Raw genomic sequence first — 23,790 nt, forward strand, 5'->3', positions numbered from 1 at the left:
GGTAGCTTCGGGAGCAGTCCAAACCGCTACGCACTCGATGCCGGCCAAAGGGGGATGTGTCAGTGACGTTGAAAGTCTTGTCTGCAGAGGAACGTTCCGATGCCTTGGAAAAGGCCGCCAGAGCCCGGGCAAGACGGGCCTTGGCAAAGGAGCAGCTCAGGACCGGCGAACTCAGCATCTCCGGGCTGATCAAGTCGGCGCAGACTGAAGAGGCCCTCGCACGCATGCGGGTTTCCGAGCTTCTGGAGGCTGTTCCGGGTGTTGGTCCGGTCCGGGCCGCGGCCATCATGGCGGAGATTGGAATTGCACCCTCACGCAGGCTCAGGGGTCTGGGAATTCATCAGTCCCGGTCGCTGATAGATTTTATGGAAGACAAATACAGCGTTTAACAAGAAATGCAGCGTATAACGCCTCTCCACGAAGGACGATGTGAGCAAGAATCCGGGACTGACCGTCCTCGCAGGCCCCACTGCCGTCGGCAAGGGAACCGTATCCACTTATATCCGCGACAATTACCCTGAGGTCTGGCTGTCAGTTTCAGCCACCACCCGGGCGCCGCGTCCGGGGGAGACGGACGGCGTCCATTACTTCTTCAAATCCGCCGAGGAATTCGACGCGCTAGTTGAAGATGGCCAGTTGCTCGAGTGGGCAGTGGTGCACGGCAAGAACCGCTACGGCACGCTCCGAAGCACGGTCGACGCCGCCATCGCCGAAGGCAAGTCCGTACTGCTGGAGATCGATTTGCAGGGCGCGCGCCAGGTCAAGGCCGCTGTCCCGGACGCGAACTTCGTCTTCCTCGCGCCACCTAGTTGGGACGAAATGGTCCGCCGCTTGGTAGGACGCGGCACCGAAACCCCCGAGGAACAGCGGCGACGGCTGGAAACCGCTAAACTGGAACTTGCCGCTGAACCGGAGTTTGACCACACCGTCATCAATGACGACGTACGCCGGGCAGCGGACGAGCTCGTTTCACTCATGGGGCTTACCCCGCACCAGCGCTAAGCGCTAGCACTTGTCAGCCCGTTAGAATTTGGAGATTTCGTGTCCACGAACCTTGAAGGCATCATCAACCCGCCGATCGATTCGCTGCTTAAGGCTGCCGATTCGAAGTACGGCCTGGTGATCTTCGGCGCCAAGCGCGCGCGCCAGATCAACGCCTACTACGCCCAGCTGCACGAGGGCCTCTTCGAGTACGTTGGCCCGCTGGTCGATACGAAGCTGAACGAGAAGTCGCTTTCCATCGCCCTGCGCGAGATCAACGAAGGCCTGCTGGTTTCCACCCCGATCGAGCCCGCAGAGTAAACAGACTGCCTGTTGACGGAGGTCACGTGCGCATAGTCCTCGGAGTCGGGGGAGGGATCGCAGCCTACAAGGTTGCATCGCTCCTCCGGCTTTTTACTGAAGCCGGACACAAGGTCACGGTCATTCCCACGGAAGCGGCTACCCGCTTCGTTGGGGTCGCTACCTGGGAGGCGCTCTCGGGCAATCCCGTGAGCAACAGTGTCTTTGACGACGTAGAGAAGGTCAACCACGTCCGGCTTGGTCACGAGGCCGATCTCATCGTGGTTGCCCCGGCAACCGCCGACCTGTTGGCCAAGGCCGCAACAGGCCAAGCCGGAGACCTACTCACCAACACGCTCCTCATGGCACATTGCCCGGTTCTTTTTGCGCCGGCAATGCACACCGAAATGTGGCAGAACCAAGCAACCCAGGCGAACGTGGAGACACTGCGCAGCCGTGGCATCACGGTCCTTGAACCCGCAGTGGGCCGGCTGACTGGCGCCGATTCCGGACCGGGCAGGCTCCCCGAACCGGAGTCCATTTTCGAGGCCGCCCTCGCTTTGGTGGACGCCTCCGCGCATTCCACGCAGCTTGTTGGCGCCAAACCTCTCTCCGGGCGAACAATCACGATTTCCGCGGGCGGCACCAGGGAAGCCCTGGATCCGGTTCGTTTCCTCGGGAACAGGTCTTCCGGCAAGCAGGGCGTTGCCCTCGCCGCGGCAGCCCTCGACGCCGGCGCGAACGTGAGATTCCTTGCCGCCCATATGGACGTCCAGCCTCCCGCCGGCGTTGAGCTGGTCCAGGTTGAATCTGCTTTGGAACTTCGCGACGCTGCGCTGGAAGCCGCCGTCGGCTCCGACGTCGTGATCATGGCGGCTGCAGTGGCTGATTTCCGTCCCGCTGAAGTTTCAGACACCAAAATCAAGAAGAGCGAAGGCGAGGACGCTCCCGTAGTGCGCCTCGTACGGAACCCTGACATCCTGCATGAGCTGGTACAGCGCCGCGACGCCGGTTCAACCACACAGTTGATCGTTGGATTCGCAGCCGAAACCGGCGACGAAGACGGCAACGTCCTGGAACACGCCACCGCCAAGCTCAAACGCAAAGGCTGTGATCTTTTGGTGGTCAACCAGGTCGGCGTCAGGCGCGTGTTCGGCCAAGACGAGAATTCTGTGATCATTCTCTCCGGCCATGGTGAGGCGCCGCAGTCCGCGGCGGGGTCCAAATCCGACGTCGCCGCCGCCGTCATTGACCGCATCAGTACCGAGTTGAGTCGCGTGCACCCGGCCACCTAGGCGTGGACGCAGCTCATTCCTTAGCAAAGGGACACACGGCGGAAGCCGACCGCCCTCAACCGAGTAAGGTAGTCGAGTGACTTTACCGCTGCATCATGAATCCCACGGAACCCCGTCCAAGCTCCGGCTCTTCACTTCAGAGTCGGTCACGGAAGGGCACCCGGACAAGATCTGCGACCAGATCAGCGACGCCATCCTTGACGCGCTTCTGGCAGCAGACCCCGAGTCGCGCGTGGCTGTTGAGACCATGGCCACCACCGGCTTGGTGCACGTGGCTGGCGAAGTCACTACGGACGCATATGTAGAAATTCCGCAGATCGTCCGCGAGACCATCCTCGGAATCGGTTATGACTCTTCCGCCAACGGCTTCGACGGCGCCCGTTGCGGAGTGTCAGTCTCGATCGGCCAGCAGTCCAACGACATCGCCGGCGGCGTCTTCAACTCCCTCGAGGCCCGCGAGGGCCGCCAGGAGGACGACTATGATCTCCAAGGCGCCGGTGACCAGGGCATCATGTTCGGCTACGCGAGTGACGAAACCCCGTCCTACATGCCAACCCCCATTTGGCTGGCCCACCGCCTCTCCGAGCGGCTGACGGAAGTTCGCAAGAGCGGCGAACTGGCCTACCTGCGCCCTGACGGCAAGACCCAGGTAACGGTCGGGTACGACCGCGACCGCCCGGTTTCCGTTGAAACGGTGGTCATTTCCAGCCAGCACGCCGAAGGAACCCACCTCGATCGCTTGCGCGCCGATCTGGCGTCGCACGTGATCGAACCCGTCCTGGCAGTGTCCAACCTGGATATCTCCCACGTCGCGAACATCCTGAACCCGGCCGGCGCCTTCGTGATCGGCGGACCTGTCGGCGATGCCGGACTGACCGGCCGCAAGATCATTGTTGACACTTATGGCGGCATGGCCCGCCACGGCGGCGGTGCTTTCTCCGGGAAGGATCCGTCGAAGGTTGACCGTTCGGCTGCCTACGCGATGCGCTGGGTAGCCAAGAACGTCGTGGCCGCAGGGCTGGCGAAGCGCGCCGAAATCCAGATCGCCTACGCGATCGGCCAGGCGCGTCCGGTCGGCACGTACGTCGAGACCTTCGGTACCGAGACTGTTGACCCGGCCAAGATCAGCGAAGCAATTGCCGAGATCTTCGACCTCCGTCCGAGGGCCATCATCGACGCCCTTGACCTCAAGCGTCCCATCTACGCCAAGACGGCAGCGCACGGCCACTTCGGCCGCGACGAGCCCGATTTCACGTGGGAGCGGCTGGACCGGGTGGACGAGTTGAAGGAATTTTTCAACGCCTGATCCGGACCGTGTCGGCCAGGGACTGATCCGCCAAAGGCAAAATTGTCGGTGGTGTCTGCTTGGCTTGACCCAAGAGTGAAACAGCTGGCCATGTCCTCATGGCCAAGCCTTCACTCGCATTGAGCCCGTCGCTCGCATCCGGCACTCCAGGGAGGTGACAAGCATGAGCGATGATTCGCTGCTTCCCTTTGCCATGGAGTTGCCTTCGCCAGCCCGTCAACCGTCCTTGTTGCAGGGTTTCCCCGCTCGCGGGAGCGACTCCGCCGGACCAACCCTCGCGGCACGCAATCCGGTGGCACGGATCCTGATTGAATCGCCTCTGCCGCATTTGGACCGGCCTTTTGACTACAGTGTCCCGGCTGAGTTCGAAGACACCGCGTTGGCGGGCGTGCGGGTTAAAGTGCGCTTCAGCGGCCAGGAACTCAACGGCTACGTGCTGGAGCGTACGGAATCGTCGGAGGCAGGGCATGCATTAAGTCCGCTTCTCAAGGTGATTTCACCTGTCCAAGTGCTGACACCGCCTCTGCTGGAGCTTGCCTCCAGCATCGCGGCACGCTACGCCGGTACGCTGAGCGACGTTCTCCGGACGGCCATCCCGCCGCGGGTCGCGGGCCTGGAGAAGCTATTCCTTTCCGGTGCGTCCCTCTTGGAGGATCGAGCCGAGGCTGCCAGCCCTGCCGAGGGCGCTGTGTCCCCGGCACAAGCAACGTGGGCTTCCTACACAAACGGCGCGCCGTACCTGCAACACCTGGCTGGAGGTGGCTCGCCCCGGGCCGTCCTCGCCGCGGTGCAGGGCTTTGGAGCCGCCGGATGGCCCGAGCTTGTGGCGTCTGCGGTGGCAGCAGTCCGTTCTTCGGGGCGGGGCGCGATTGTGGTTGTGCCCGACTATCGTGATCTTGACCGAATGGAAGCGGCGCTCGACGCCGTCTTGCCGGTTGGGGAACTCGCGCGGCTGACGGCCGACGACGGTCAGTCGCCGCGGTACCGCAGCTACCTACGGCTTCTGAGCGGCGCAGCCAAGGTCGCGATCGGTACGCGGTCCGCGGCGTACGCCCCAGTCCAGGACCTTGGACTCGTCGTGTGTTGGGACGACGGCGACGACCTCCATATCGACCAGCGCGCTCCTTACGCCCACACCCGCGAAATCCTGCTTTTGCGCTCCGAACAGGAGTCTGCGGCGTGCCTCATGGCCGCGCACAGCCGCAGCACCGAGCTTCAGCGGTTGGTCGAAGGGGGTTGGGCCGTGCCAGTGGAACCCCCTCGGACGGTGGTCCGCACCATGGCGCCGCGCGTTCTCAACACGGCGGATAGCTTCGAGCAGGAGCGGGACCCCCTGGCCCGGATTGCACGCCTGCCCGGAGCCGCATGGCGGGCGGCAAAGGAGGGGCTGGAGCGCGGACCTGTCCTGGTACAGGTGGCAAGAGCCGGCTACGCGCCGTCGTTGGTCTGCGAGGATTGCCGCGAGCCCGCCAGGTGCAACAATTGCCAAGGGCCACTCGCAATCGCCGGTCAATCGGCCCTGCCGCATTGCCGCTGGTGCTCCACCCCCGCTCCGGACTGGCGTTGCCGCAATTGTGGCGGTGGCCGTCTTCGCAGAGGCGCGGCCGGCGTGCTCCGGACCGCTGAAGAGCTGGGCAGGGCTTTTCCCGGAAAGGCCGTCGTGACTTCTTCGGGAGACCAGGTCAAACCCACGGTCTCCGACGCCCGTGCGCTGGTGGTGGCCACCGTGGGCGCTGAACCCATCGCACCCGGCGGCTATGCTGCGGCGCTGCTCCTGGATGGCAATTCGCTCCTCCGCCGGGAGAATCTTCGTGCTGGCGAGGACACCGTTCGGCGGTGGTTCAACGCGGCGGCGCTCGTGCGCCCCGCGAGCGACGGCGGACTCGTCGTCATCACTGCAGACGACACCACCGCGACGGGTGCCCTGCTGCGTTGGGACCCGGCCGGGTACGCCTCCCGGGAGTTGGTACTGCGGCAGGAACTTCAGTTGCCGCCAGCGGTACGGATCGCATCCGTCACGGGCAAGCGGGCCGACGTCGTGCACTTCACCGAAGGCCTGGCCAAGAACATCCAGTTGCGCACTGCCGGCCCCGCGCCGGTTTCGCTCGCCCTGTCAGCACAGCGCGCAACAGCGCAAGACGGCGATCCGGACGTCCGGACACTGTTCTTTGTTCCCTATGCCCAAGCGGCCGAAGCCACCCGGGCCATGCGGGCAGTCAAGGCAGCCAGTGCGGCGAGGCGCACCTCGGGACCTGTGCAACTGCGGCTCGACGGCGTGGACGTCCTCTAGCGCTTGCGGCTGCGCATCGCCACGACCTCTTCGGCCACCGCCAACAATTGACGGGCCGATTCGTCCCAGTTGAAGTCGGCCGCGCGTTCCACTGAACGGCGTGATCGCGCTTGCCATAGCTCCCCATCTTCAAGTGCCCTGACGGCCGCAGCAAATTCGGCGGGCGATTCCGGGTGCACGTAGCTCACGGCATCCGCGCCGACCTCCCGGAAGATGGGGATATCGCTGGCGATCACGGGAGTGCCAAGTGCCATGGCCTCAACCAGGGGCAGCCCATAACCTTCCGCCCTGGATAGGCTGACGAGGGCCGTGGCGCGGATCAACAGGGAATCGTACTCGGCATCCGTGACGCCGTTGTGGAATTCGACCCGGGCACCTGCCGGCACCAGGGGCTCGAGCTCGGCACGGCGGTGGGGGGTGATCCTGCTCAGAAGATGCAGCGTGAATCCGGGCAATTCGGACATGCCCTGGATCAGGGTCTCCACGTTTTTGTACGGCATGAACGAACCCATGTAGAGCAGGGACTTCTCGGCGCCGCCCTCAGGATCACGCGGCGTTTGGCCTGGTTGTGGTGCGTTGCCCACGATCCGCACCGGCCGGCGGGTCAAACTGAACTTCGCTATGAGCGACTCGGTGGTGTGGCTGATGGTCGCTACGATGTCCGCCCGATTGAGAAGCAGGCGCTGCGGCCAGTAGGCCTTGTGGTAGAGCCGCCACAGCAACCGGACGGGTGCCGGCAGGAAGCCCGGGGGGGCCGGGTGCTCGTAGTAGATGAGGTCGTGCAGGGTCAGGACCAAGCCATACTTCCGGCCCAGGGTTCCCATGGTCTGCATCGGGCAAACCACGACGTCGGCCCCGAGCTTGTTTACTTCGCGCGCCACGAATAGTTCGCGCGGCGACAGCGGGCTGCTGATGAGCACGTAGGGGACGTCGGGAAGGAGCGCCAACTGGCGTTTGTCACTGATGAGCATAGTGACATCCGCGATCTTGGAGGTCGCCGCTATGAGGCTGGAACCGTAGCGGCTGATGCCGTCATGATGGTCTGTGCGGGTGAAGCGGGCGTCGATGACGATTTTCACGCGGGGTGTTCCTCCAGGAAGCTTCGGATGGCGGCGGCGGCCGGCGCCGGCGTCTCGTAATGGATCAAATGCCCGACGTCGGGAATCACTACCAGCGCGCCGTCGGGCAAGAGCTCCAGCAGTTTGTGCTGGTCCCGGAGCAGCGCGATCTCATCCTTTTCGCCGGCCACCAGCAACACCGGGAGGTCCAGTTGGCCGGCAACCTCGGCCACATGGCTGGAGACGGAGGCCCGGAAGGACTCCAAAAGGCTGGCACGGTCGGCGAAGGCGGAGAAGTAGGCGTCGTGCTGCCCATGGACGAAGGCGCGGAGTTCCTTGTCACGGGTCTTGGCCATGGTGGCGCTCATGACGCGAACAATCAGGCGGCTGCGCAAGACGGCGAGCCCAAGCCTGCGGGGGAGCTTGGCGGAGACCTGGTAGTACATGACTGCCAGCTTGGTCATGAGGCCCTTTGGTCCCTCAAGCGCGGGAGCCGCGATGGGATTGACCAGGATCAGCGGGCGGATGGCACCCGGGTTCGAGGCGGCGAAGTGGCTGGCGACAATGGACCCGAAGGAATGACCGAGCAAAACCGTGTCCGGCCCGAGACCCAGGGCCGCCATGAAGCCGGTGATGAACTTTCCGTAGCGTTCTACCGTGTGGGGGTCTCCGGCAAAAGGTTCCGAACTGCCGAAGCCGGGAAGGTCCGGCATGATGATCCTCATCTCGGGCAAATGGTCTGCTACCCGGAGCAGCCCGTGGTGGTCGCCGCGGAAACCATGGATGACCAGGATGGTTCGTGTGGCCGCCGTCGTGGCGACTGGTTCGTAGCACCAATACGCCACGTTGCTGCCGTCGAGGTCGATGTCCGAGGCGCTGGTCCGGGAGGCCAGGGCCTTGCTGAAGAACTCCTGTGGGGAGGCTGGGGTGGGTTCGGGGGAGTGGGTGTCCACTTGTTCCATTCGACGGGTCCTAGTTGACGTTGTCCGGGTGTGAACCGGTGCGGTGGTGGCGTTCGAGGGAGGCAAGGCCGTCCATGTCCTCAGCATCGAGCTCGAAGCCGAAGACATTGAAGTTCTCTTGGATGCGTGCAGAGGTGCTCGCTTTGGGAATCACGATGTTCCCCAACTGGAGGTGCCAGCGGATGATGATCTGTGCGGGTGTCTTGCCGTACTTGTCCGCCAGCGCGCGCACGGCCGGATCCTGGAGGACCTGTCCGCGCCCCAACGGGCTCCAGGCCTCGGTGCGGATACGCAACTGCTCGTGCAGGGTCCGGAGCCGGGGTTGCTGCAGCCATGGGTGCAGTTCGATCTGGTTCACGGCTGGAACCACTTCGGCTTTCTGCATCAGCGATTCAAGGTGGGCCGGCTGGAAATTGGAGACTCCGATCGCGCGCACGCGGCCTTCACGGTACAGGGTCTCCATGGCCCGGTAGCTCTCCTGGAACAGGCCGCGCCCGGCGCAAGGCCAGTGGATCAGGTACAGATCGACGTAGTCCAGGCCGAGATTGGCCATGGAGTTGTCGAAAGCCCGGAGCGTGGAGTCATAGCCGTGATCGTCATTCCAGAGCTTCGTGGTGACAAAGACGTCTTCGCGCGAGAGCGAGTGTGTGCCCTCCCCGGAGCCTCCGGTATTTCCATCCACACCGGCTGGGGGTATCACGGCGCTGCCTATGCCGCGACCGACGCCGGTCTCGTTGCCATACATTGCGGCCGTGTCGAAGTGCCTGTAGCCGGCGCCTAGCGCTGTGGCGACCAGAGAAGTGGCGTCCGCCGGTGGCACCTTGTAGAGCCCGAACCCCAACTGGTCAATCAAGACGCCGTTGTTGAGACTGAGCCTTGGCGAGGGTTTCATAGCCAAGACTCTACCTACCTCGATGCCGGGAATGATTCAGGACCAGTCAAATATTCAGGATGGGCTCCCGAAACTCACCAAGCGCTTTGCCGTGGCCTCGTCCAGGATCAGATCGGTAGCCAGCCTGGCCTCCAAGGCACCGCGCAGGCCGTTGATCTTGGATGCGCCCGAAACGACGCAGATGCGGCGCCGGACCTGCCTCAGTTGCTCGTGGCTTGGGCCCGTGGAACGCTCGTTGAGGGTGATCCCGTCGGAAGAGCCGTCGGCACGGAAAAAGACGGTGGCAACGTCCCCCACGACGTCGGAGTTGGCCAGCAGGGTCAGGTCCGTTTCATCGAGGTAGCCGCCCGCGTAGACGTGGCTGGGATAGTCCGAATGGACCGACCCGACACCGAAGATCGCGATGCTCATCCTCGCTTGGAGGTCGAGCACGCGTTGGACGCTGCGCTCATTCCACATGGCGGTCTTGGTGGAAGCGTGGTCGAAGAAGGCGGGCACTGGGAACTGTTCCACCCGTGCGCCATAGGCAATGCCGAAACGGCGCATGATGTCACTCGCATAGGTGATGCCGGTAGTCTGCATGTTCCCGGCGCCATTGAGCTGGACGATGGTGCTGTCGTGTGTGATCTTGCGGGTCAGGTGCCTGCTGACGGCGCTGATGGTAGCACCCCAGGCGACGCCGATAATGGCATTGGAATCGACAAGCGGACCGATAGTGCGTGCTGCCTGCGTCGCTACCCGGTCAAGCGTTTCCGCCTCGTTCAGGGTGTCCAGGACAGGCACTACGTGCACGTCGACGCCGTAGTGGCGGCGGATCATCCGCTCCAGTTCCGGGGCGGAGTCCAGCGGACTGCGGATCTGGATTTGCACCAGTCCCGACTCGCGGGCCGAAGACAACAACCGGGAAACCGTAGAACGCGAAGTCCTAAGTTCGCGGGCGATGGCGTCCATCGTGAGGTCCTGGAGGTAGTACATCTGCGCTGCCCGGAGGGCCTCTGAATGTCGCACTCGTGGCATCTGGTTTCCGTTCTGCACGTTTGTGCAAATAGCTTGATTTCATTTTCCACTCTTTCAAAGAATAGTTGTGCAAGGTGCGCCGTCAAGTGATGTAGCGCTCATACCAAAGCCCAAGGGAGCAGTTTTGGGACACCCCAGCATTTCCGGTTCCGCAGCAGGATCACCACGTCGAACCTCCGCTTCGGCACTTCGCGAACGGCCGAGAGCCCAAGTGCTGATCGTCGGAGGCGGCATCAACGGCGTTGGCACTTTCCGTGATCTGGCGCTGCAGGGCGTTGATGTCGCGCTCGTGGAGCGCGGTGACTACTGCCAGGGCGCCAGCGGAGCTTCGTCCCACATGATCCACGGCGGTATCCGCTACCTCGAGAATGGCGAATTCCGCCTCGTGCAGGAATCCGTGGTCGAGCGCAACCGCCTCCTGAAGATCGCCCCGCACTACGTGAAGCCGTTGCAGACAACCATCCCCATCTTCAGCACCTTTTCCGGGATACTATCCGCCCCCACACGCTTCCTCACGCACAAGCAAGGCAAGCCGACGGAACGTGGCGCCTTCCTCATCAAACTCGGACTGAGCATGTACGACTTCTTCTCCCGCGACGGCGGAAGCGTGCCGCGCCATCAGTTCCGCGGCAGGGAAAAGGCACTGGCGGAGTTGCCGCGGCTGCACCCCGGCATCAAATACGCAGCCACCTACTTTGACGCCTCCGTGCACAATCCGGAGCGCCTGACGCTCGATGTGCTCCAGGACGGCGAAAAGGCCGGCATCGGAAGTGGCCTGCCCGGTGGCAGCGCACGCGCCAGCAACTACGTCTCCCTTCTCTCGACTGACCCCACCGCCGAATCAGCTGGCCCAGCCGGTGCCGTTTTGCTGCGCGATGAACTCACCGGCGAAGAATTCAGCTTCCAGGCCGACGTCATCGTCAACACCACCGGTGCCTGGGTGGACCTCACCAACAAGGCCATGGGGGCCGCGAGCCGTTTCATGGGCGGCACCAAAGGCTCCCACATTGTGCTGGATCACCCGGAACTGCTTGCAGCGTGCGGCGGCCGGGAGATCTTCTTCGAGCACACGGACGGACGGATCGTCCTGATCTATCCGATGGGTGACCGTGTCCTGGTGGGCACCACCGACGTCGACGCCGACATGGCCCAGGACGCCGTGTGCACCGAAGCGGAGGTTGACTACTTCTTCGACCTCGTGGGGCACGTCTTCCCTTCCATCACGGTGGACCGCAGCCACATCGTCTACAGCTTCGCCGGCGTCCGACCGCTTCCGCGCCACGATGATACCCAGCCGGGCTTCGTCTCACGCGACTACCGCATCGAGCGAAGCGAGCGCCCAGCCTCCGGTGCCGCGGTCACCCAAGGCGGCAAGGACGCCGTCGTACTCTCATTGATCGGCGGAAAATGGACCACCTTCCGCGCTCTCGCCGAACACCTGAGTAACGACGTCCTCCGTGAGCTGGGCATGGAACGCAAGGTTTCGACGGCGAAGCTCGCCATCGGCGGCGGCTCAGGCTTCCCGAACAGCGAGGAGCGCATCCAAGACTGGGTCAAGAAGCACATGGCTCCCGGCCTCGACGCCGATCGCGTCAGCGGCTTGCTGACCCGCTACGGTACCCGTGCCGAGGATGTCATCGCGTTCCTCAAGGCAGGCGAGGACCGGAAACTGCGTTCCACGAACGAGCTCAGCGTCCGGGAGCTGGAATTCATGGCCGCCAATGAACAGATCGGGCACCTCGTGGATGTCCTCATTCGCCGCACCTCGCTGGCCTTCCGGGGTTTAGTGACGGGAGAGCTGCTCAACGAAATTGCCGAGGTCCTTTCCGGGCAGCTTGGCTGGGATCCGGCGAAGCGTAACGCGGAAATCCAACACGCACAGGAGGTGCTTCTACGTTTTCATGGCGTGACTGTTCACAGCCTCGTCGCTTGAACGTAATGTACGTCACATCAGCTTGATCGTCCCGGCTATGAAGCCGCGACACAAGGGTTGCGGTGCTTCGCTCCGCCAGGGATCACCGCAACCGGGACGGCGCTAACAGACGCCGGACCAACGGCCCCCAATAAATCTGCGGGGGCTGACAACAGAAGAAAATGAGGAGTCAAAGATGTCTCTCGGAATTGTTTTCCTTTCCGAAGTGTTCGGAACCGGAATGCTTACCCTGCTCGGTTGTGGCGTTGTGGCAAACGTCGCGCTGAAAGGCACAAAGGGTAACAACGGCGGGTTCCTGATGGTGAATTTTGGCTGGGGCATTGCTGTATTTGCCGGCGTATACGTGGCGGCTATGTCCGGGGCGCACCTGAACCCGGCCGTCACGCTTGGCCTCTTGGTTGACGGCAAAGCCGAGTTCGCCCCAGGGGTAGCCGTGAGCGCGGCATCCACGTTCACCTACTTCGGCGGAGAACTGACCGGCGCCTTCCTCGGCGCCATCTTCGCGTGGCTCGCCCACAAGCAGCACTTCGACGCCGAGCCGCTGGCAGCAAGCAAACTCGCGGTGTTCTCCACGGGTCCCGCTATCCGCTCATACCCATGGAACCTCGTCACCGAAATCATCGGCACTTTTGTGCTTGTCTTCGTGATCCTGACATTCGGCGGCACTCCGTCCGGCCTCGGGCCGCTCGCAGTGGCACTGCTGGTCGTGGGTATCGGTGCGTCCCTCGGCGGGCCCACGGGCTATGCCATCAACCCGGCGCGTGACCTCGGTCCGCGCATCGCCCACGCCATTCTGCCAATCAAGGGCAAGGGCTCCAGTGACTGGGCATACTCGTGGGTTCCGGTAGTCGGACCGCTCCTGGGCGGGACCATCGCGGGCCTGGTCGCCCACTCAGTGCCGATCATGGCAACCATCGCAAAGTAGTACTCCGCTCACACACCTATCCCGCATCCACACCCAAGCAATCAGACAAGGACGTCAAAATGTCGCAATACGTCATCGCCATTGACCAGGGAACCACCAGCTCGCGCGCCATCGTTTTCGACCACTCGGGAAACATCGTTTCCTCCGGCCAGATGGAACACGAACAGATCTTCCCCCAGGCCGGATGGGTGGAGCACAACCCGGTCGAAATCTGGGACAACACCCGTGAGGTCATTGGCTCGGCGCTCTCCAAGGCGAACCTGACCCGGCACGACATTGCCGCCGTGGGCATCACGAACCAGCGCGAAACCGCCGTCGTGTGGGACAAGAACACGGGCGAACCCATCTACAACGCGATCGTCTGGCAGGACACGCGTACACAGTCGATCGTGGACGAACTGGCCCAGGACGGTGGACCCGAACGCTTCAAGCAGAAGGTTGGCCTGCCCTTGGCAACTTACTTCTCCGGGACCAAGATCAAGTGGATCCTGGACAACGTTGAAGGTGCGCGAGCCAAGGCTGAAGCCGGGGACCTCATCTTCGGCAACACCGACTGCTGGGTCCTGTGGAACCTGACAGGCGGCGTCGACGGCGGCGTGCACGCCACGGACGTCACCAACGCCTCGCGCACGATGTTCATGGACCTCGATACCTTGCAATGGGACCAGGACATTCTGGACACGTTCGGCGTGCCGGCGTCGATGATGCCTGCCATCAAGTCCTCTTCCGAGGTCTACGGCACCGTGCACACGTCCCAACTGCTGCGCGAAGTGCCGGTCGCGGGCATCCTCGGTGACCAGCAAGCGGCAACTTTTGGCCAGGCGGCGTTCCAGGCCGGCGAAGCCAAGAACACCTATGGCACCGGCTGCTTCCTGATCTTCAATACGGGCGAGGAGATCGTCCACTCGAAGAACGGCCTCCTGACCACGCTTGGCTACAAGCTGGGCGATGCCAAACCGCACTACGCACTGGAAGGTTCAATCGCCGTCACGGGTTCGCTGATCCAGTGGCTGCGCGACAATCTTGGCATGATCAGCTCCGCTCCCGAGGTGGAGACGCTGGCGGCCGGGGTCGAGGACAACGGCGGCGTGTACATTGTGCCGGCGTTCTCCGGCCTGTTCGCCCCGTACTGGCGCGCCGACGCCCGCGGAGCCATCGTGGGACTGACCCGTTTTGCCAACAAAGGCCACATCGCCCGCGCGGCGCTTGAGGCCACCGCATTCCAGACCCGCGAAGTGCTCGATGCCGTCAACGCGGACTCGGGCGTTCCGCTGACCGAGTTGAAGGTCGACGGCGGCATGGTCGCCAATGAGGCGCTCATGCAGTTCCAGGCGGACATTCTGGGCGTGCCCGTGGTACGTCCGAAGGTCGTGGAAACCACGGCCCTGGGTGCAGCCTACGCGGCCGGTCTCGCCGTCGGCTTCTGGAAGGACCTCGGAGAACTCAGCTCAAACTGGGGCGAGGACAAGCGCTGGGAGCCACAGATGGACGACGCCGAGCGGGATCGCCAGATGCGCCTGTGGAAGAAGGCGGTTACCAAGTCGATGGACTGGGTAGACGAGGACGTTAAGTAGGTTCAACCCTCGGTTGAGGGAGGCCGCACTTGCCCCGCCCGTCCCCAGCTGCTCCCAACGCTCGCAAGCTCGCGTCGGGGCCCTCGCAGCTGGGGGCCCATCGCGGTGCCCACCACACCCGGGCGAAGTGCGGCCTCCTTCAACGTTCACCTACGCGCGGCGACCCTGTGTAGTGTTTATAGAAACACACAACAGACGGTAAGGTGGCTGTATGCGTGCGATCCTTCTGCTTAGCTAGCCGCCCGGCAAACGTCGATTCTTAGACAACGCGAACCGAGCGGCCGCCCCTCCTTGTCGAGGGGCTTTTGTGTGTCCGGGACCTTCCGGGGCCCGGAGCAGGAGGCAAAACCGTCATGGAAGAACAGAAGAGGGCAGCAGTGAGCGTTCAGCCGGAGACAGAAACCGGAGCACAGTCAACAGTGGCAGGCGAGACGCCCGAGGAGGGTGTCTACAGCTTCGCCTCGATGGAGGCCAAGTGGCCGCAGGTCTGGGAAGACCTCAAAGTCTTCACCCCTGTTGATGACGGATCCCGTGAGCGGCGCTATGTCCTGGACATGTTCCCCTACCCTTCAGGCGACCTTCACATGGGCCACGCCGAGGCTTTCGCCATGGGCGATGTGGTGGCACGCTACCTCCGGCAGAAGGGCTTCGACGTCCTCCACCCCATCGGCTGGGACTCCTTCGGCCTGCCGGCGGAGAACGCCGCCATCAAGCGCAATGCCCACCCCAGCGAGTGGACCTACGCCAACATCGATACCCAGGCTGCATCGTTCAAGCGCTACGCCATCTCTGCCGACTGGTCCCGCCGGCTGCACACTTCGGACCCGGAGTACTACCGCTGGACACAGTGGCTGTTCAAGCGTTTCTACGAGCGCGGGCTGGCCTACCGCAAGGATTCCCCCGTCAACTGGTGCCCGAAGGACCTGACCGTCCTGGCCAACGAACAAGTGGTCAACGGCGCGTGCGAACGCTGCGGAACCCCCGTGACCAAGAAGTCCCTGAACCAGTGGTATTTCAAGATCACTGAATACGCAGACCGCTTGCTGGACGACATGTCCGAGCTCCAGGGGCACTGGCCGGAACGAGTGCTGGCGATGCAGCGCAACTGGATCGGCCGCTCCGAGGGTGCACACGTGCGATTCGCCATCGAAGCCACGGACGGCCGCGCCGAGCGCGAAGTCACTGTCTTCACCACCCGCCCGGACACCCTGTATGGGGCAACGTTCTTCGTTGTTGCCGCAGACGCTCACCTGGCGCTGGACCTGGTCACCCCCGAACACCACGACGCCCTCATGGCCTACCGCGAAAAGGTCAAGGCTTTGTCGGACATTGAGCGCCAGTCGACTGAGCGCGAGAAAACAGGTGTGTTCACCGGCCGCTACGCGGTCAACCCCCTCAACGGCGAAAAGCTGCCTGTCTGGGCCGCTGACTATGTGCTTGCCGACTACGGCACGGGCGCCATCATGGCAGTACCTGCCCACGACCAGCGCGATCTCGATTTCGCCCGGGCCTTTGACCTGCCGGTGCGTCCGGTTCTGAACACCGGTGGTGAAGACCCTGCCGAAACGGGCATTGCGACCGCCGGCGAAGGCACCCTGATGAACTCCGGCGAACTGGACGGATTGTCCAAGTCCGACGCCATTCCCGCAGCCATCGACATCCTGGAGAAGCTGGGCACGGGGGAGAAGTTCGTCAACTTCCGCCTGCGCGACTGGCTCCTGAGCCGGCAGCGCTTTTGGGGTACTCCGATCCCCATCATCCACTGCGCCGAATGTGGCGAAGTGCCTGTGCCGGACGATCAACTGCCAGTGACCCTGCCCGAAAACCTGCGCGGAGAAGCGCTGTCGCCGAGAGGCACGTCTCCTCTCGCCGCGGCTCTGGAATGGGTCAACGTCGAGTGCCCGAACTGCGGTCGGGCCGCCCAGCGCGACACAGACACCATGGACACGTTCGTTGACTCGTCCTGGTACTTCTTGCGCTTCGTCTCCCCGCATTACACCGAGGGCCCTTTTGATCCGGCCAAGATCAACGACTGGATGCCCGTCGGGCAGTATGTGGGCGGCGTGGAGCACGCCATCCTGCACCTGCTCTACGCCCGCTTCTTCACCAAGGTCATCCACGACATGGGCCTGCTTGCGGCGGACGAGCCCTTCAGCGCCCTGCTCAACCAGGGACAGGTCCTCAACGGCGGCAAGGCCATGAGCAAGTCCCTCGGCAATGGCGTGGATCTTGGCGAGCAGCTGGACAAGTTCGGCGTCGACGCCGTTCGCCTGACCATGGTCTTCGCGTCCCCGCCCGAGGACGACGTCGACTGGGCGGACGTCTCGCCGTCGGGCTCGGCGAAGTTCCTTGCCCGTGCCTGGCGCCTTGGCCAGGACGTCGCAAGCGAACCGGGTGTCGATGTCTCCACCGGTGACCGCGCCCTCCGCACCGTCACCCACCGGACCATCGCCGACGCCGCAGAGCTGTTGGACAACAACAAGTTCAACGTCGTGGTGGCCAAGCTGATGGAACTGGTCAATGCGACCCGCAAGACCATCGATTCCGGTGCCGGTGGTGCAGATCCCGCCGTCCGGGAAGCCGCCGAGGCGGTGGCGATCATCCTGAGCCTCTTCGCGCCGTACACGGCCGAGGACCTGTGGAACCAGTTGGGCCACCCGGCCTCCGTGGCGAATGCCGGCTGGCCTTCCCACGATGCCGCCCTTCTTGTCCAGGACACCGTGACGGCTGTCGTGCAGGTTCAGGGAAAGGTCCGCGACCGCCTCGAGGTGTCGCCGGACATCAGCGAGGACGCACTTCGCGAGCTCGCCTTGGCCAGCGAAAACGTGCAGCGGGCACTCGATGGCCGTGGCATCCGCACGGTGATCGTGCGCGCGCCTAAACTGGTCAACATCGTCCCGGCCTAGCCGGGAATACGGCCGCCGGTGTTCGCCGGCGGCCGGCCAGCAGCCCAGGAGGCACCGTTGACGGACCGCGAACCACCCGCATGGTTGTGGCTCAAGGAACGTTTGGCCCGCCTGCGCCAGTCCACGACGCCGGGTCGGGCCGGAGCTGAACCGCCGCCTGTCGCCGTGCGAACTGCCGTCGTCACTGACTCGGCAGCCGCGCTCCCGGCCGAATGGGTCAAGGCGTTCGTTGCGGACGGGCGTCTCATCGTCGTACCAATGCCCGTCATGGTGGGCGAAGAAATCTACGGCGAGGGTGAAGACGACATCACCGAGACACTGGCGCTGGCTTTGGCGGCCGGATCGTCAGTGAGGACTTCGCGTCCTTCACCCGGGCAATTCGAACAGGCTTACCTTGCCGCGCAGTCCCGCGGTTTCGAAGCCGTCGTCTCCATCCACATTTCCGCAGGGCTGTCCGGCACCGCGGACGCCGCAAGGCTGGCTGCGCAGCGCGTCTCGATCCCGGTGGAGGTCATTGACTCGCGGACCGTGGGAATGGCACAAGGCATGGGTGTCCAGAGTGCGCTCCTCGCCGCGGCAGACGGCCGTTCGGCGACGGAAGTCCGTCGCTTTGCCGAGGAGCGATTGGGCCGCACCAAAGTCTACTTCTACGTCCCGAGCCTTGAGCAGCTACGGCGCGGCGGACGAATTGGCACTGCCGCGTCCTTGCTCGGGACAATGCTGTCCATCAAACCGATCCTGGCGGTCGACGGCGGCAAGATCGTGCCGCTTGAGAGGGTGCGTTCGGCGGCTAAGGCCGTCGCTCGGCTTGAAGAAATCGTTGCTGCGGATGTCAATTCCCGGCCGTCGGGACGATCCCGGCTTGCCGTGCACCATTTTGGAAACCTGGCAGAGGCCGAACGGCTCGCCTCGCGGCTGGGGGAGAACTGCCCGGATTGCCCGCCGCCACAGATCAGCGCACTGCCGGCCGTCCTCGCGGCCCACGCCGGGCTCGGAGTTTTGGCGGTGGTCGTAGGGGAAAGCAGTACGCCTGGCGTCGCGGCAGGAGGTTCCAGCGCGAGCAGTTCCGCGGCAGGCAAGAACCTCGCGAAGCCGTCCGAGGGCGGCAACTGATCCTCCACAGAACCCCTAGATGACCGCGTTGTCCACATAGGGTCGATAACGCCTGATACGTCTGGATAGGCGGTTCTAGGCTCGGAGGTATGCCTCGCAAGAACGGTGCCGCCTCTGCCGACGACGCCGCGAGTGCTGCGCGGCAACGGTTCGCGGCCCGTCTTGGTGGGCCGTTGGCGGAGCAGCGTGGCACTGTACTGCGGGACTCTGGTCCGGACGGTTCAAGTCCAGACGGTTCTGGGCGGAGCGGCGCTCATGCGGGCCTCGACGACAGTCACGTGCCGCTCTTGCCCTTGCACACTCTCATCGAAAGTAACTCTGGAGCGTGCGAGCCTGGCGATGCCTTCGGGGAAGCAGACGCCACTGGCGAGAGAAGGGACCCGCCGCGGCTTCGTTGGCGCACGCCGAGGCGAGTAGCTGTCTTGCTGACCGTTCCTTGCTTGCTGTTGCTGTTGTGGTTCACTTGGCAGGCATGGAGCGACCAGCCAACGGTCGAGCCTTTGGTCCGAAGTTCTTTTGCGAGTGCAACGCCACGCGTCAGCGGGAGCAGAGCAGAAGATGACTCGCCCGAATCGCGGCGCGGCCAGCTTACTGTCCATGTGGCCGGTGCCGTGAAGAATCCCGGGATCCTCACATTGCCGGCCGGAGCTCGAGTGTTTGATGCGATCGCCGCTGCCGGTGGCGCGGAGCCAGCCGCCGATCTGAACAGCCTCAACCTTGCCGCGGTAGTGCAGGACGCTGCGAAAATCCATGTTCCGCGGGCAGGCGAGGCCGTTACCGCTCCGGCGGCTGGTACCCCCGGCGGGGGAACTTCGGGAAGCGGTGACTCGGGAACCGGAGCCTCTGCGGGAGGAAAGCTCAACCTCAACACTGCGACGGCTGAGGAACTCGATGCCCTGCCAAAGGTTGGTCCGGTCCTGGCCAAGCGCATTGTGGAGTGGAGGCAGCAGCACGGTCCGTTTGCGGCGGTGGAAGATCTGGATGCCGTAGACGGCGTCGGCCCGAAGATGATGGAATCCCTACTGCCCTTGGTGACGGTCTGACATGGCCGGCGATCGGGCATGAAGCGAACCGGGCAGGCAAGTGCCCCGCGATCGACGCCGTCGGGGCGGGCGGACGCCGATGGGAACCGTAGCCGCATCGACCTGCGGCTGGTCCCGTCTGCCACGCTCACGTGGGCCGTATCCCTCTCCGCTCCCTTCTTGCCGTCGTCATGGATAGTGGCCCTCTGTGCGGGCCTGTGTGTTGTCGCGGGGCTTCTGCTGGGAGGCCGGCGTCAGCGAATCCCCCAGATTCGACACACCGCGCGGCGGCATCCGGAGCCCAGACGCACGGAAGCCCACGGGACCGGTAACCCGCGTTCGCGCTCAAGGACCCTTCCCGCCACCTTCGCCGTTGCGTGCTTGTTCGGTGCGGCCGTGGCGGCCCATGCAGCAGTCGATGCGGGGCCGCGCCAGGACGGCCCCGTCGCTGACGCCGCGGCGTCTCGGGGTTCCGTTGTCATCCACGTGCTGATCGTGGGAGAGCCCCGCGAACTGGGCACTGACTCGCGTGGATCGGGACGGTGGGCAGTTCCGGCAGAGGTGATTGACATTGCGATCGACGGTCAGTTGATCCGTTCCCGCACAAGAATTCTGCTCACCGGGGGGCAGGGCTGGGACCAGGTCGCAACGGGTGACCAGATCAGAACCGCGGGGAAGCTGAAGGTGGCAAAAGCAGGGCAGCTGGAGGCCGGCGTTCTCGCGGCCGCCACACCTCCCATGAAGCCGGACGCGCGGCATGACCTCGACGCACAGCACCGCCCCGAGGCACAGCACAACCCCGACGCACAGCCCAGGCCGGAAACGGAGGGCGTTATGCCGGCAGGTCCGGCGCAGTTGAAGAAGCAATTCGCCTCTGCTGCCGAATGGTTGCAGGGGGACGCCGCAGGTCTTTTGCCCGGAATGGTCACGGGCGACACCACCGGCCTGGACGAAAGCCTGGAAGCGGCTATGAAAACCACCGGCACCACCCATCTCACGGCCGTCAGTGGAGCAAATTGCAGCCTCATTCTTGGCGGTCTGGTGCTTCTGGCCAGGAGCTTTCGGCTTGCCAGGGGAGTCGCGGCAATCGTGGCCCTTGGAGGCTTGGCGGCCTTTGTCATTGTGGTCGGACCGGACGCGAGCGTCCTGAGGGCGGCGGTCATGGGTGCAATCGGCCTCGCGGCCCTGAGTGGCGGGCGACGGGGCCGGAGCCTGGGCTTTCTCTGCCTAGCGGTGACTGGCCTGCTCATCCTGGATCCTTCGCTTGGCACGAGCATCGGATTCCTTTTGTCGGTCCTCGCCACGCTGGGAATTGTTCTCTTGGCAAGGCCCATGGCTTCCTGGGCTCCAGCTTGGCTGCCTTCCTGGCTAGCGTCCGCCGTCGCCGTCCCCTTGGCCGCGCAGCTTCTATGCGGCCCGGTCATCGTGGCCTTGCAACCGCAGTTCTCCAGCTATTCACTGCTGACGAACGTCGTAGCAGCTCCGTTTGTCCCACCGGTGACGATCCTGGGGACCATCGCCGTTCCGATCGTTCCGTTGGTTCCCTGGCTAGCTGCCATTCCTATCGCCATTGCCGGAGCGAGCGCAGGAATGGTGGCGGTCATCGCCCGGTTCTTCGCAGGACTTCCCGGCGCGGCACTGCCCTGGCCGGAAGGCCTGACAGGAATAGCCACCATGCTTCTGTGGTCGGTGGTGACCATCCTGCTCGTGTGGCTGGTCCTGCATCCAGCGTGGACGGGCCACATCGTGCTGGCTTTGCACCGCCGGCTATTGCTCCTCATGAAGGCGGCGGAGTCAACTGTCCGTCGCCGATGGGCTAAGTGGCATTCCGGGGGCTCCCGGACGCCCCGCTATAGGGCCGGGGCCTTGGCGGACACTGCGCTGGACGCTGAACGTGGGAGACTGGAATTCTGCAAAAACCTTTCTGGAAGGACGCAACATTGGCTGCTGCCCAGGTCACCAAGGCTAAAGCCTCCGCGGCCAACACCATCGGCTGGCGGGACGTTACCCCGTCCGCCGTAGTGCTTATCACCGGCCCTGAGGAGTACCTCGGAATCCGTGCCATGGATCGGATCCGTTCCCAGGTGCGGGCCACCGCGCCGGATGTGGAAATCAGCAAACTCAACGCTGGAAGCTACGAGTCCGGTTCCCTCGCCATGACTGTCACGCCGTCATTGTTCGATGAGGCCAAACTCATCGAGATCGAGGGCCTTGAGTCCATGAACGATGCCTTTCTTGCCGATGCCCTGACTTACCTCGCACATCCTGAGAATGACGTCGTGTTGGTCCTTCGTCACGGTGGGGGAGTACGAGGCAAGAAGCTTCTGGACGCCATAAAGTCCTCCGGATGGCCGGTCGTGGATTGCCAGCCCTTGAAAAAGGATGCCGAGAAAACAGCATTCGTCGTCTCGGAATTCAAGGCAGGCGGCCGCCGCATCGAAGCGGAAGCGGTTCAGGCCCTCGTGAATGCAGTCGGTGCCAGCCTCTCGGAGCTCGCAGCAGCATGCAACCAGCTCATCGCGGATGCCACCACCGCTGTGGACGCAGCCACGGTGGAGCGCTATTACGGCGGCCGCGTGGAAGCCACTGCCTTCAAGGTGGCGGACGCCGCCATGGCCGGCAACGGACCGCAGGCCCTGTCCAGCCTCCGGCACGCCCTCGCCACCGGGGTTGACCCCGTGCCGCTGGTTGCCGCCCTTGCCGCGAAGCTCCGCACCCTTGCCAAGGTCGCCGGAGCCCAGGGCTCGTCAGCAAACATCGCCAAGCAGCTTGGTATACAGCCTTGGCTCGTGGAACAGGCGCAGCGGGACGTCCGGCGTTGGACTCCTGAAGGCCTGATCCGTTCCATCCAGGTAACGGCCGAAGCGGACGCCCAGGTCAAAGGCCTCTCGCGGGATCCGGTGTACGCGGTCGAGCACGCTGTCACGGTCATTGCCGCTTCGGCCCGGGGACGCTAGCCAACGCGCGACACCCAGATTGTTGGGCGACACGCACATTTCCTGACGACGCCCGAATTCCGAATTCGAGGGTCGAAGGTCCATCTGCGCGTCGTGAGTCGGAGCCACCGCCTAGTGGCCCGTTCCGCCCCCATCCGTGCCGGGCTTAAATACCTGAGGCCGGCACCCATTGGGCGCCGGCCTCACGTTCAGCTCAGTCGAACTGGATAAACCTTAGAGTGCGTTGACCTTTTTGGAGATCGCGGACTTGCGGTTTGCGGCGTTGTTCTTGTGAATAACGCCCTTGCTGACAGCCTTATCCAGCTTACGGCTGGCAGCAACAAGAGCCTTTGCAGCGACATCCTTGTCCGTGGACTCAACGGCGGTGGCAACGGCGCGGATGGCCGTCTTCAGCTCAGACTTGACAGCGTTGTTACGCAGGCGAGCCTTCTCGTTGGTGAGGATGCGCTTCTTCTGGGACTTGATATTAGCCACGTGTGTGAACTCTCTTTTTAATGCGGAAATGGTCTAGAGGGTTTTCAGGTTGGCCATCGACTGAGCGGCGTGGGGATGCCTATGGCAGCCAACCATGAGTGGCCGTCGACCTGCACGGACACACAGCCATAAATAGTATCAGACTCAGGGCTTTTCCGGGGACTTGCCGTCTACGCCGAGTCGCGTTGCCCGCCCAGTCGCCGCGCTACCAGTTGGAAAGTGCGTTTGTCCAGGACGGCGCCCTCACGCCGCACGTCCGCCGGATTGATGCGTACCACCCGGTCCACCTTGACCTCGCTGGGCCGGCCTCGGAGGTCCCAGGCGCCGGTCCCGATGTCCACGTACTCGTCTGAGCGGTGGCCGTTGTCGTGGTCTTTGCTGGTCAGCATCAGCCCCAGAAGCCACCCGCCGTCGTGCCCTATCAAAAGGACCGGCCGATCCTTCCCCTCGGAGTAGTCCTCTTCGTAGGGGACCCACGACCACACGATCTCTCCGGGATCCGGTTTGCCATCAGGGTTGGGGGAGTACCGCGGAGAGACCTTGCCCCGGAAGTCCCCCGGATAGGGCCGGGAAAGCTGCCCGACGCCGGCCGCCGCGTTCCGGGGGCGGTTCGCCTCCGCCGACACCCGGCTTTTCGGTGGTTTGCGGGGCTCTGTACCGGCGGGGGATCCGATGATCCGTCGAAGGTAACCCAGGGAGCCTTTGATGAGTCTGCCAAGCAAGTGTGTGTCCGATGCCATGGAACCACCGTACTTTCCCTTGCCGAGCCAGTGCACAAGCGGCGC

The 23,790-nt window shown here is 63.8% G+C and carries 20 protein-coding genes; 14 read left to right on the top strand and 6 right to left on the bottom strand.

Annotation, left to right across the window (positions count from 1 at the left end):
• Positions 1 to 62 precede the first annotated feature (62 nt).
• From mihF to LFT43_RS10555, 6 genes are all read left to right on the top strand, one after another.
• Positions 63 to 389, top strand: a complete 327-nt coding sequence (gene mihF, locus LFT43_RS10530; protein WP_395796551.1) for an integration host factor, actinobacterial type — start codon at positions 63 to 65, stop codon at positions 387 to 389.
• 40 nt (positions 390 to 429) lie between these two features.
• On the top strand, positions 430 to 1,002 hold the full coding sequence (gmk, locus tag LFT43_RS10535) for a guanylate kinase (RefSeq protein ID WP_028267126.1): 573 nt from the start codon (positions 430 to 432) through the stop codon (positions 1,000 to 1,002).
• Between the two features lie 39 nt (positions 1,003 to 1,041).
• Positions 1,042 to 1,302: a DNA-directed RNA polymerase subunit omega gene (gene rpoZ / locus LFT43_RS10540; RefSeq protein WP_395796554.1), complete on the top strand. Its 261-nt coding sequence runs from the start codon at positions 1,042 to 1,044 to the stop codon at positions 1,300 to 1,302.
• Positions 1,303 to 1,328: 26 nt separating this feature from the next.
• A complete protein-coding gene (gene coaBC, locus LFT43_RS10545; protein WP_395796556.1) occupies positions 1,329 to 2,576 on the top strand; it encodes a bifunctional phosphopantothenoylcysteine decarboxylase/phosphopantothenate--cysteine ligase CoaBC in 1,248 nt (415 codons plus the stop codon).
• A 76-nt stretch (positions 2,577 to 2,652) separates the two neighbouring features.
• Positions 2,653 to 3,882, top strand: coding sequence for a methionine adenosyltransferase (gene metK / locus LFT43_RS10550; RefSeq protein WP_395796558.1), 1,230 nt, complete (start codon positions 2,653 to 2,655; stop codon positions 3,880 to 3,882).
• Positions 3,883 to 4,045: 163 nt separating this feature from the next.
• Entirely contained in the window at positions 4,046 to 6,172 is a 2,127-nt protein-coding gene (locus LFT43_RS10555) for a primosomal protein N' (protein ID WP_395796559.1), read from the top strand.
• On the opposite strand, the gene LFT43_RS10560 is transcribed toward LFT43_RS10555, so the two are convergent.
• From LFT43_RS10560 to LFT43_RS10575, 4 genes are read right to left on the bottom strand one after another with little or no spacing between them, the layout of a single operon-like run.
• Positions 6,169 to 7,251, bottom strand: coding sequence for a glycosyltransferase family 4 protein (locus tag LFT43_RS10560; RefSeq protein ID WP_395796560.1), 1,083 nt, complete (start codon positions 7,249 to 7,251; stop codon positions 6,169 to 6,171). The two genes, LFT43_RS10555 and LFT43_RS10560, sit on opposite strands and share 4 nt — an antisense overlap.
• Entirely contained in the window at positions 7,248 to 8,192 is a 945-nt protein-coding gene (locus tag LFT43_RS10565; RefSeq protein WP_395796562.1) for an alpha/beta fold hydrolase, read from the bottom strand. The genes LFT43_RS10560 and LFT43_RS10565 overlap by 4 nt, the downstream gene beginning before the upstream one ends.
• Positions 8,193 to 8,202: 10 nt before the next feature.
• A complete protein-coding gene (locus LFT43_RS10570; RefSeq protein WP_395796564.1) occupies positions 8,203 to 9,084 on the bottom strand; it encodes an aldo/keto reductase in 882 nt (293 codons plus the stop codon).
• 54 nt (positions 9,085 to 9,138) lie between these two features.
• Positions 9,139 to 10,101 (bottom strand): sugar-binding transcriptional regulator, encoded by a 963-nt coding sequence (locus LFT43_RS10575; protein ID WP_395796566.1) that lies wholly within the window; start codon positions 10,099 to 10,101, stop codon positions 9,139 to 9,141.
• Positions 10,102 to 10,225: 124 nt separating this feature from the next.
• Here LFT43_RS10575 and LFT43_RS10580 point away from each other — a divergent pair, with 124 nt between their 5' ends.
• From LFT43_RS10580 to holA, 8 genes are all read left to right on the top strand, one after another.
• Positions 10,226 to 12,034: a glycerol-3-phosphate dehydrogenase/oxidase gene (locus LFT43_RS10580; protein ID WP_395796568.1), complete on the top strand. Its 1,809-nt coding sequence runs from the start codon at positions 10,226 to 10,228 to the stop codon at positions 12,032 to 12,034.
• Positions 12,035 to 12,209: 175 nt separating this feature from the next.
• Positions 12,210 to 12,959, top strand: coding sequence for an MIP/aquaporin family protein (locus tag LFT43_RS10585; RefSeq protein WP_184735076.1), 750 nt, complete (start codon positions 12,210 to 12,212; stop codon positions 12,957 to 12,959).
• Between the two features lie 59 nt (positions 12,960 to 13,018).
• A complete protein-coding gene (gene glpK, locus LFT43_RS10590; protein ID WP_395796571.1) occupies positions 13,019 to 14,533 on the top strand; it encodes a glycerol kinase GlpK in 1,515 nt (504 codons plus the stop codon).
• 377 nt (positions 14,534 to 14,910) lie between these two features.
• Entirely contained in the window at positions 14,911 to 17,439 is a 2,529-nt protein-coding gene (leuS, locus tag LFT43_RS10595; protein ID WP_395803010.1) for a leucine--tRNA ligase, read from the top strand.
• 57 nt (positions 17,440 to 17,496) lie between these two features.
• Positions 17,497 to 18,552, top strand: coding sequence for a DegV family protein (locus tag LFT43_RS10600; RefSeq protein WP_395796573.1), 1,056 nt, complete (start codon positions 17,497 to 17,499; stop codon positions 18,550 to 18,552).
• Positions 18,553 to 19,205: 653 nt separating this feature from the next.
• Positions 19,206 to 19,595, top strand: a complete 390-nt coding sequence (locus LFT43_RS10605) for a ComEA family DNA-binding protein (RefSeq protein WP_395796575.1) — start codon at positions 19,206 to 19,208, stop codon at positions 19,593 to 19,595.
• Between the two features lie 18 nt (positions 19,596 to 19,613).
• Positions 19,614 to 21,596, top strand: coding sequence for a ComEC/Rec2 family competence protein (locus LFT43_RS10610; protein ID WP_395796577.1), 1,983 nt, complete (start codon positions 19,614 to 19,616; stop codon positions 21,594 to 21,596).
• Positions 21,515 to 22,531, top strand: a complete 1,017-nt coding sequence (gene holA, locus LFT43_RS10615; RefSeq protein WP_395796579.1) for a DNA polymerase III subunit delta — start codon at positions 21,515 to 21,517, stop codon at positions 22,529 to 22,531. The genes LFT43_RS10610 and holA overlap by 82 nt, the downstream gene beginning before the upstream one ends.
• A 213-nt stretch (positions 22,532 to 22,744) precedes the next feature.
• Here holA and rpsT read toward each other — a convergent pair whose 3' ends face one another.
• The gene (rpsT, locus tag LFT43_RS10620; RefSeq protein ID WP_395796581.1) at positions 22,745 to 23,005 is read right to left on the bottom strand and encodes a 30S ribosomal protein S20; all 261 of its coding nucleotides are present in this window, start codon (positions 23,003 to 23,005) and stop codon (positions 22,745 to 22,747) included.
• A 170-nt stretch (positions 23,006 to 23,175) separates the two neighbouring features.
• Positions 23,176 to 23,745 carry a type II toxin-antitoxin system PemK/MazF family toxin gene (locus LFT43_RS10625; RefSeq protein WP_395803012.1) on the bottom strand — a complete coding sequence of 190 codons (570 nt, stop codon included), beginning with the start codon at positions 23,743 to 23,745 and terminating at the stop codon, positions 23,176 to 23,178.
• Positions 23,746 to 23,790: the final 45 nt, after the last annotated feature.

Origin of the sequence: Arthrobacter sp. FW306-04-A (genome assembly GCF_044358315.1) — a bacterium.
In the GTDB taxonomy this organism is placed as follows: Bacteria; Actinomycetota; Actinomycetes; order Actinomycetales; family Micrococcaceae; genus Arthrobacter.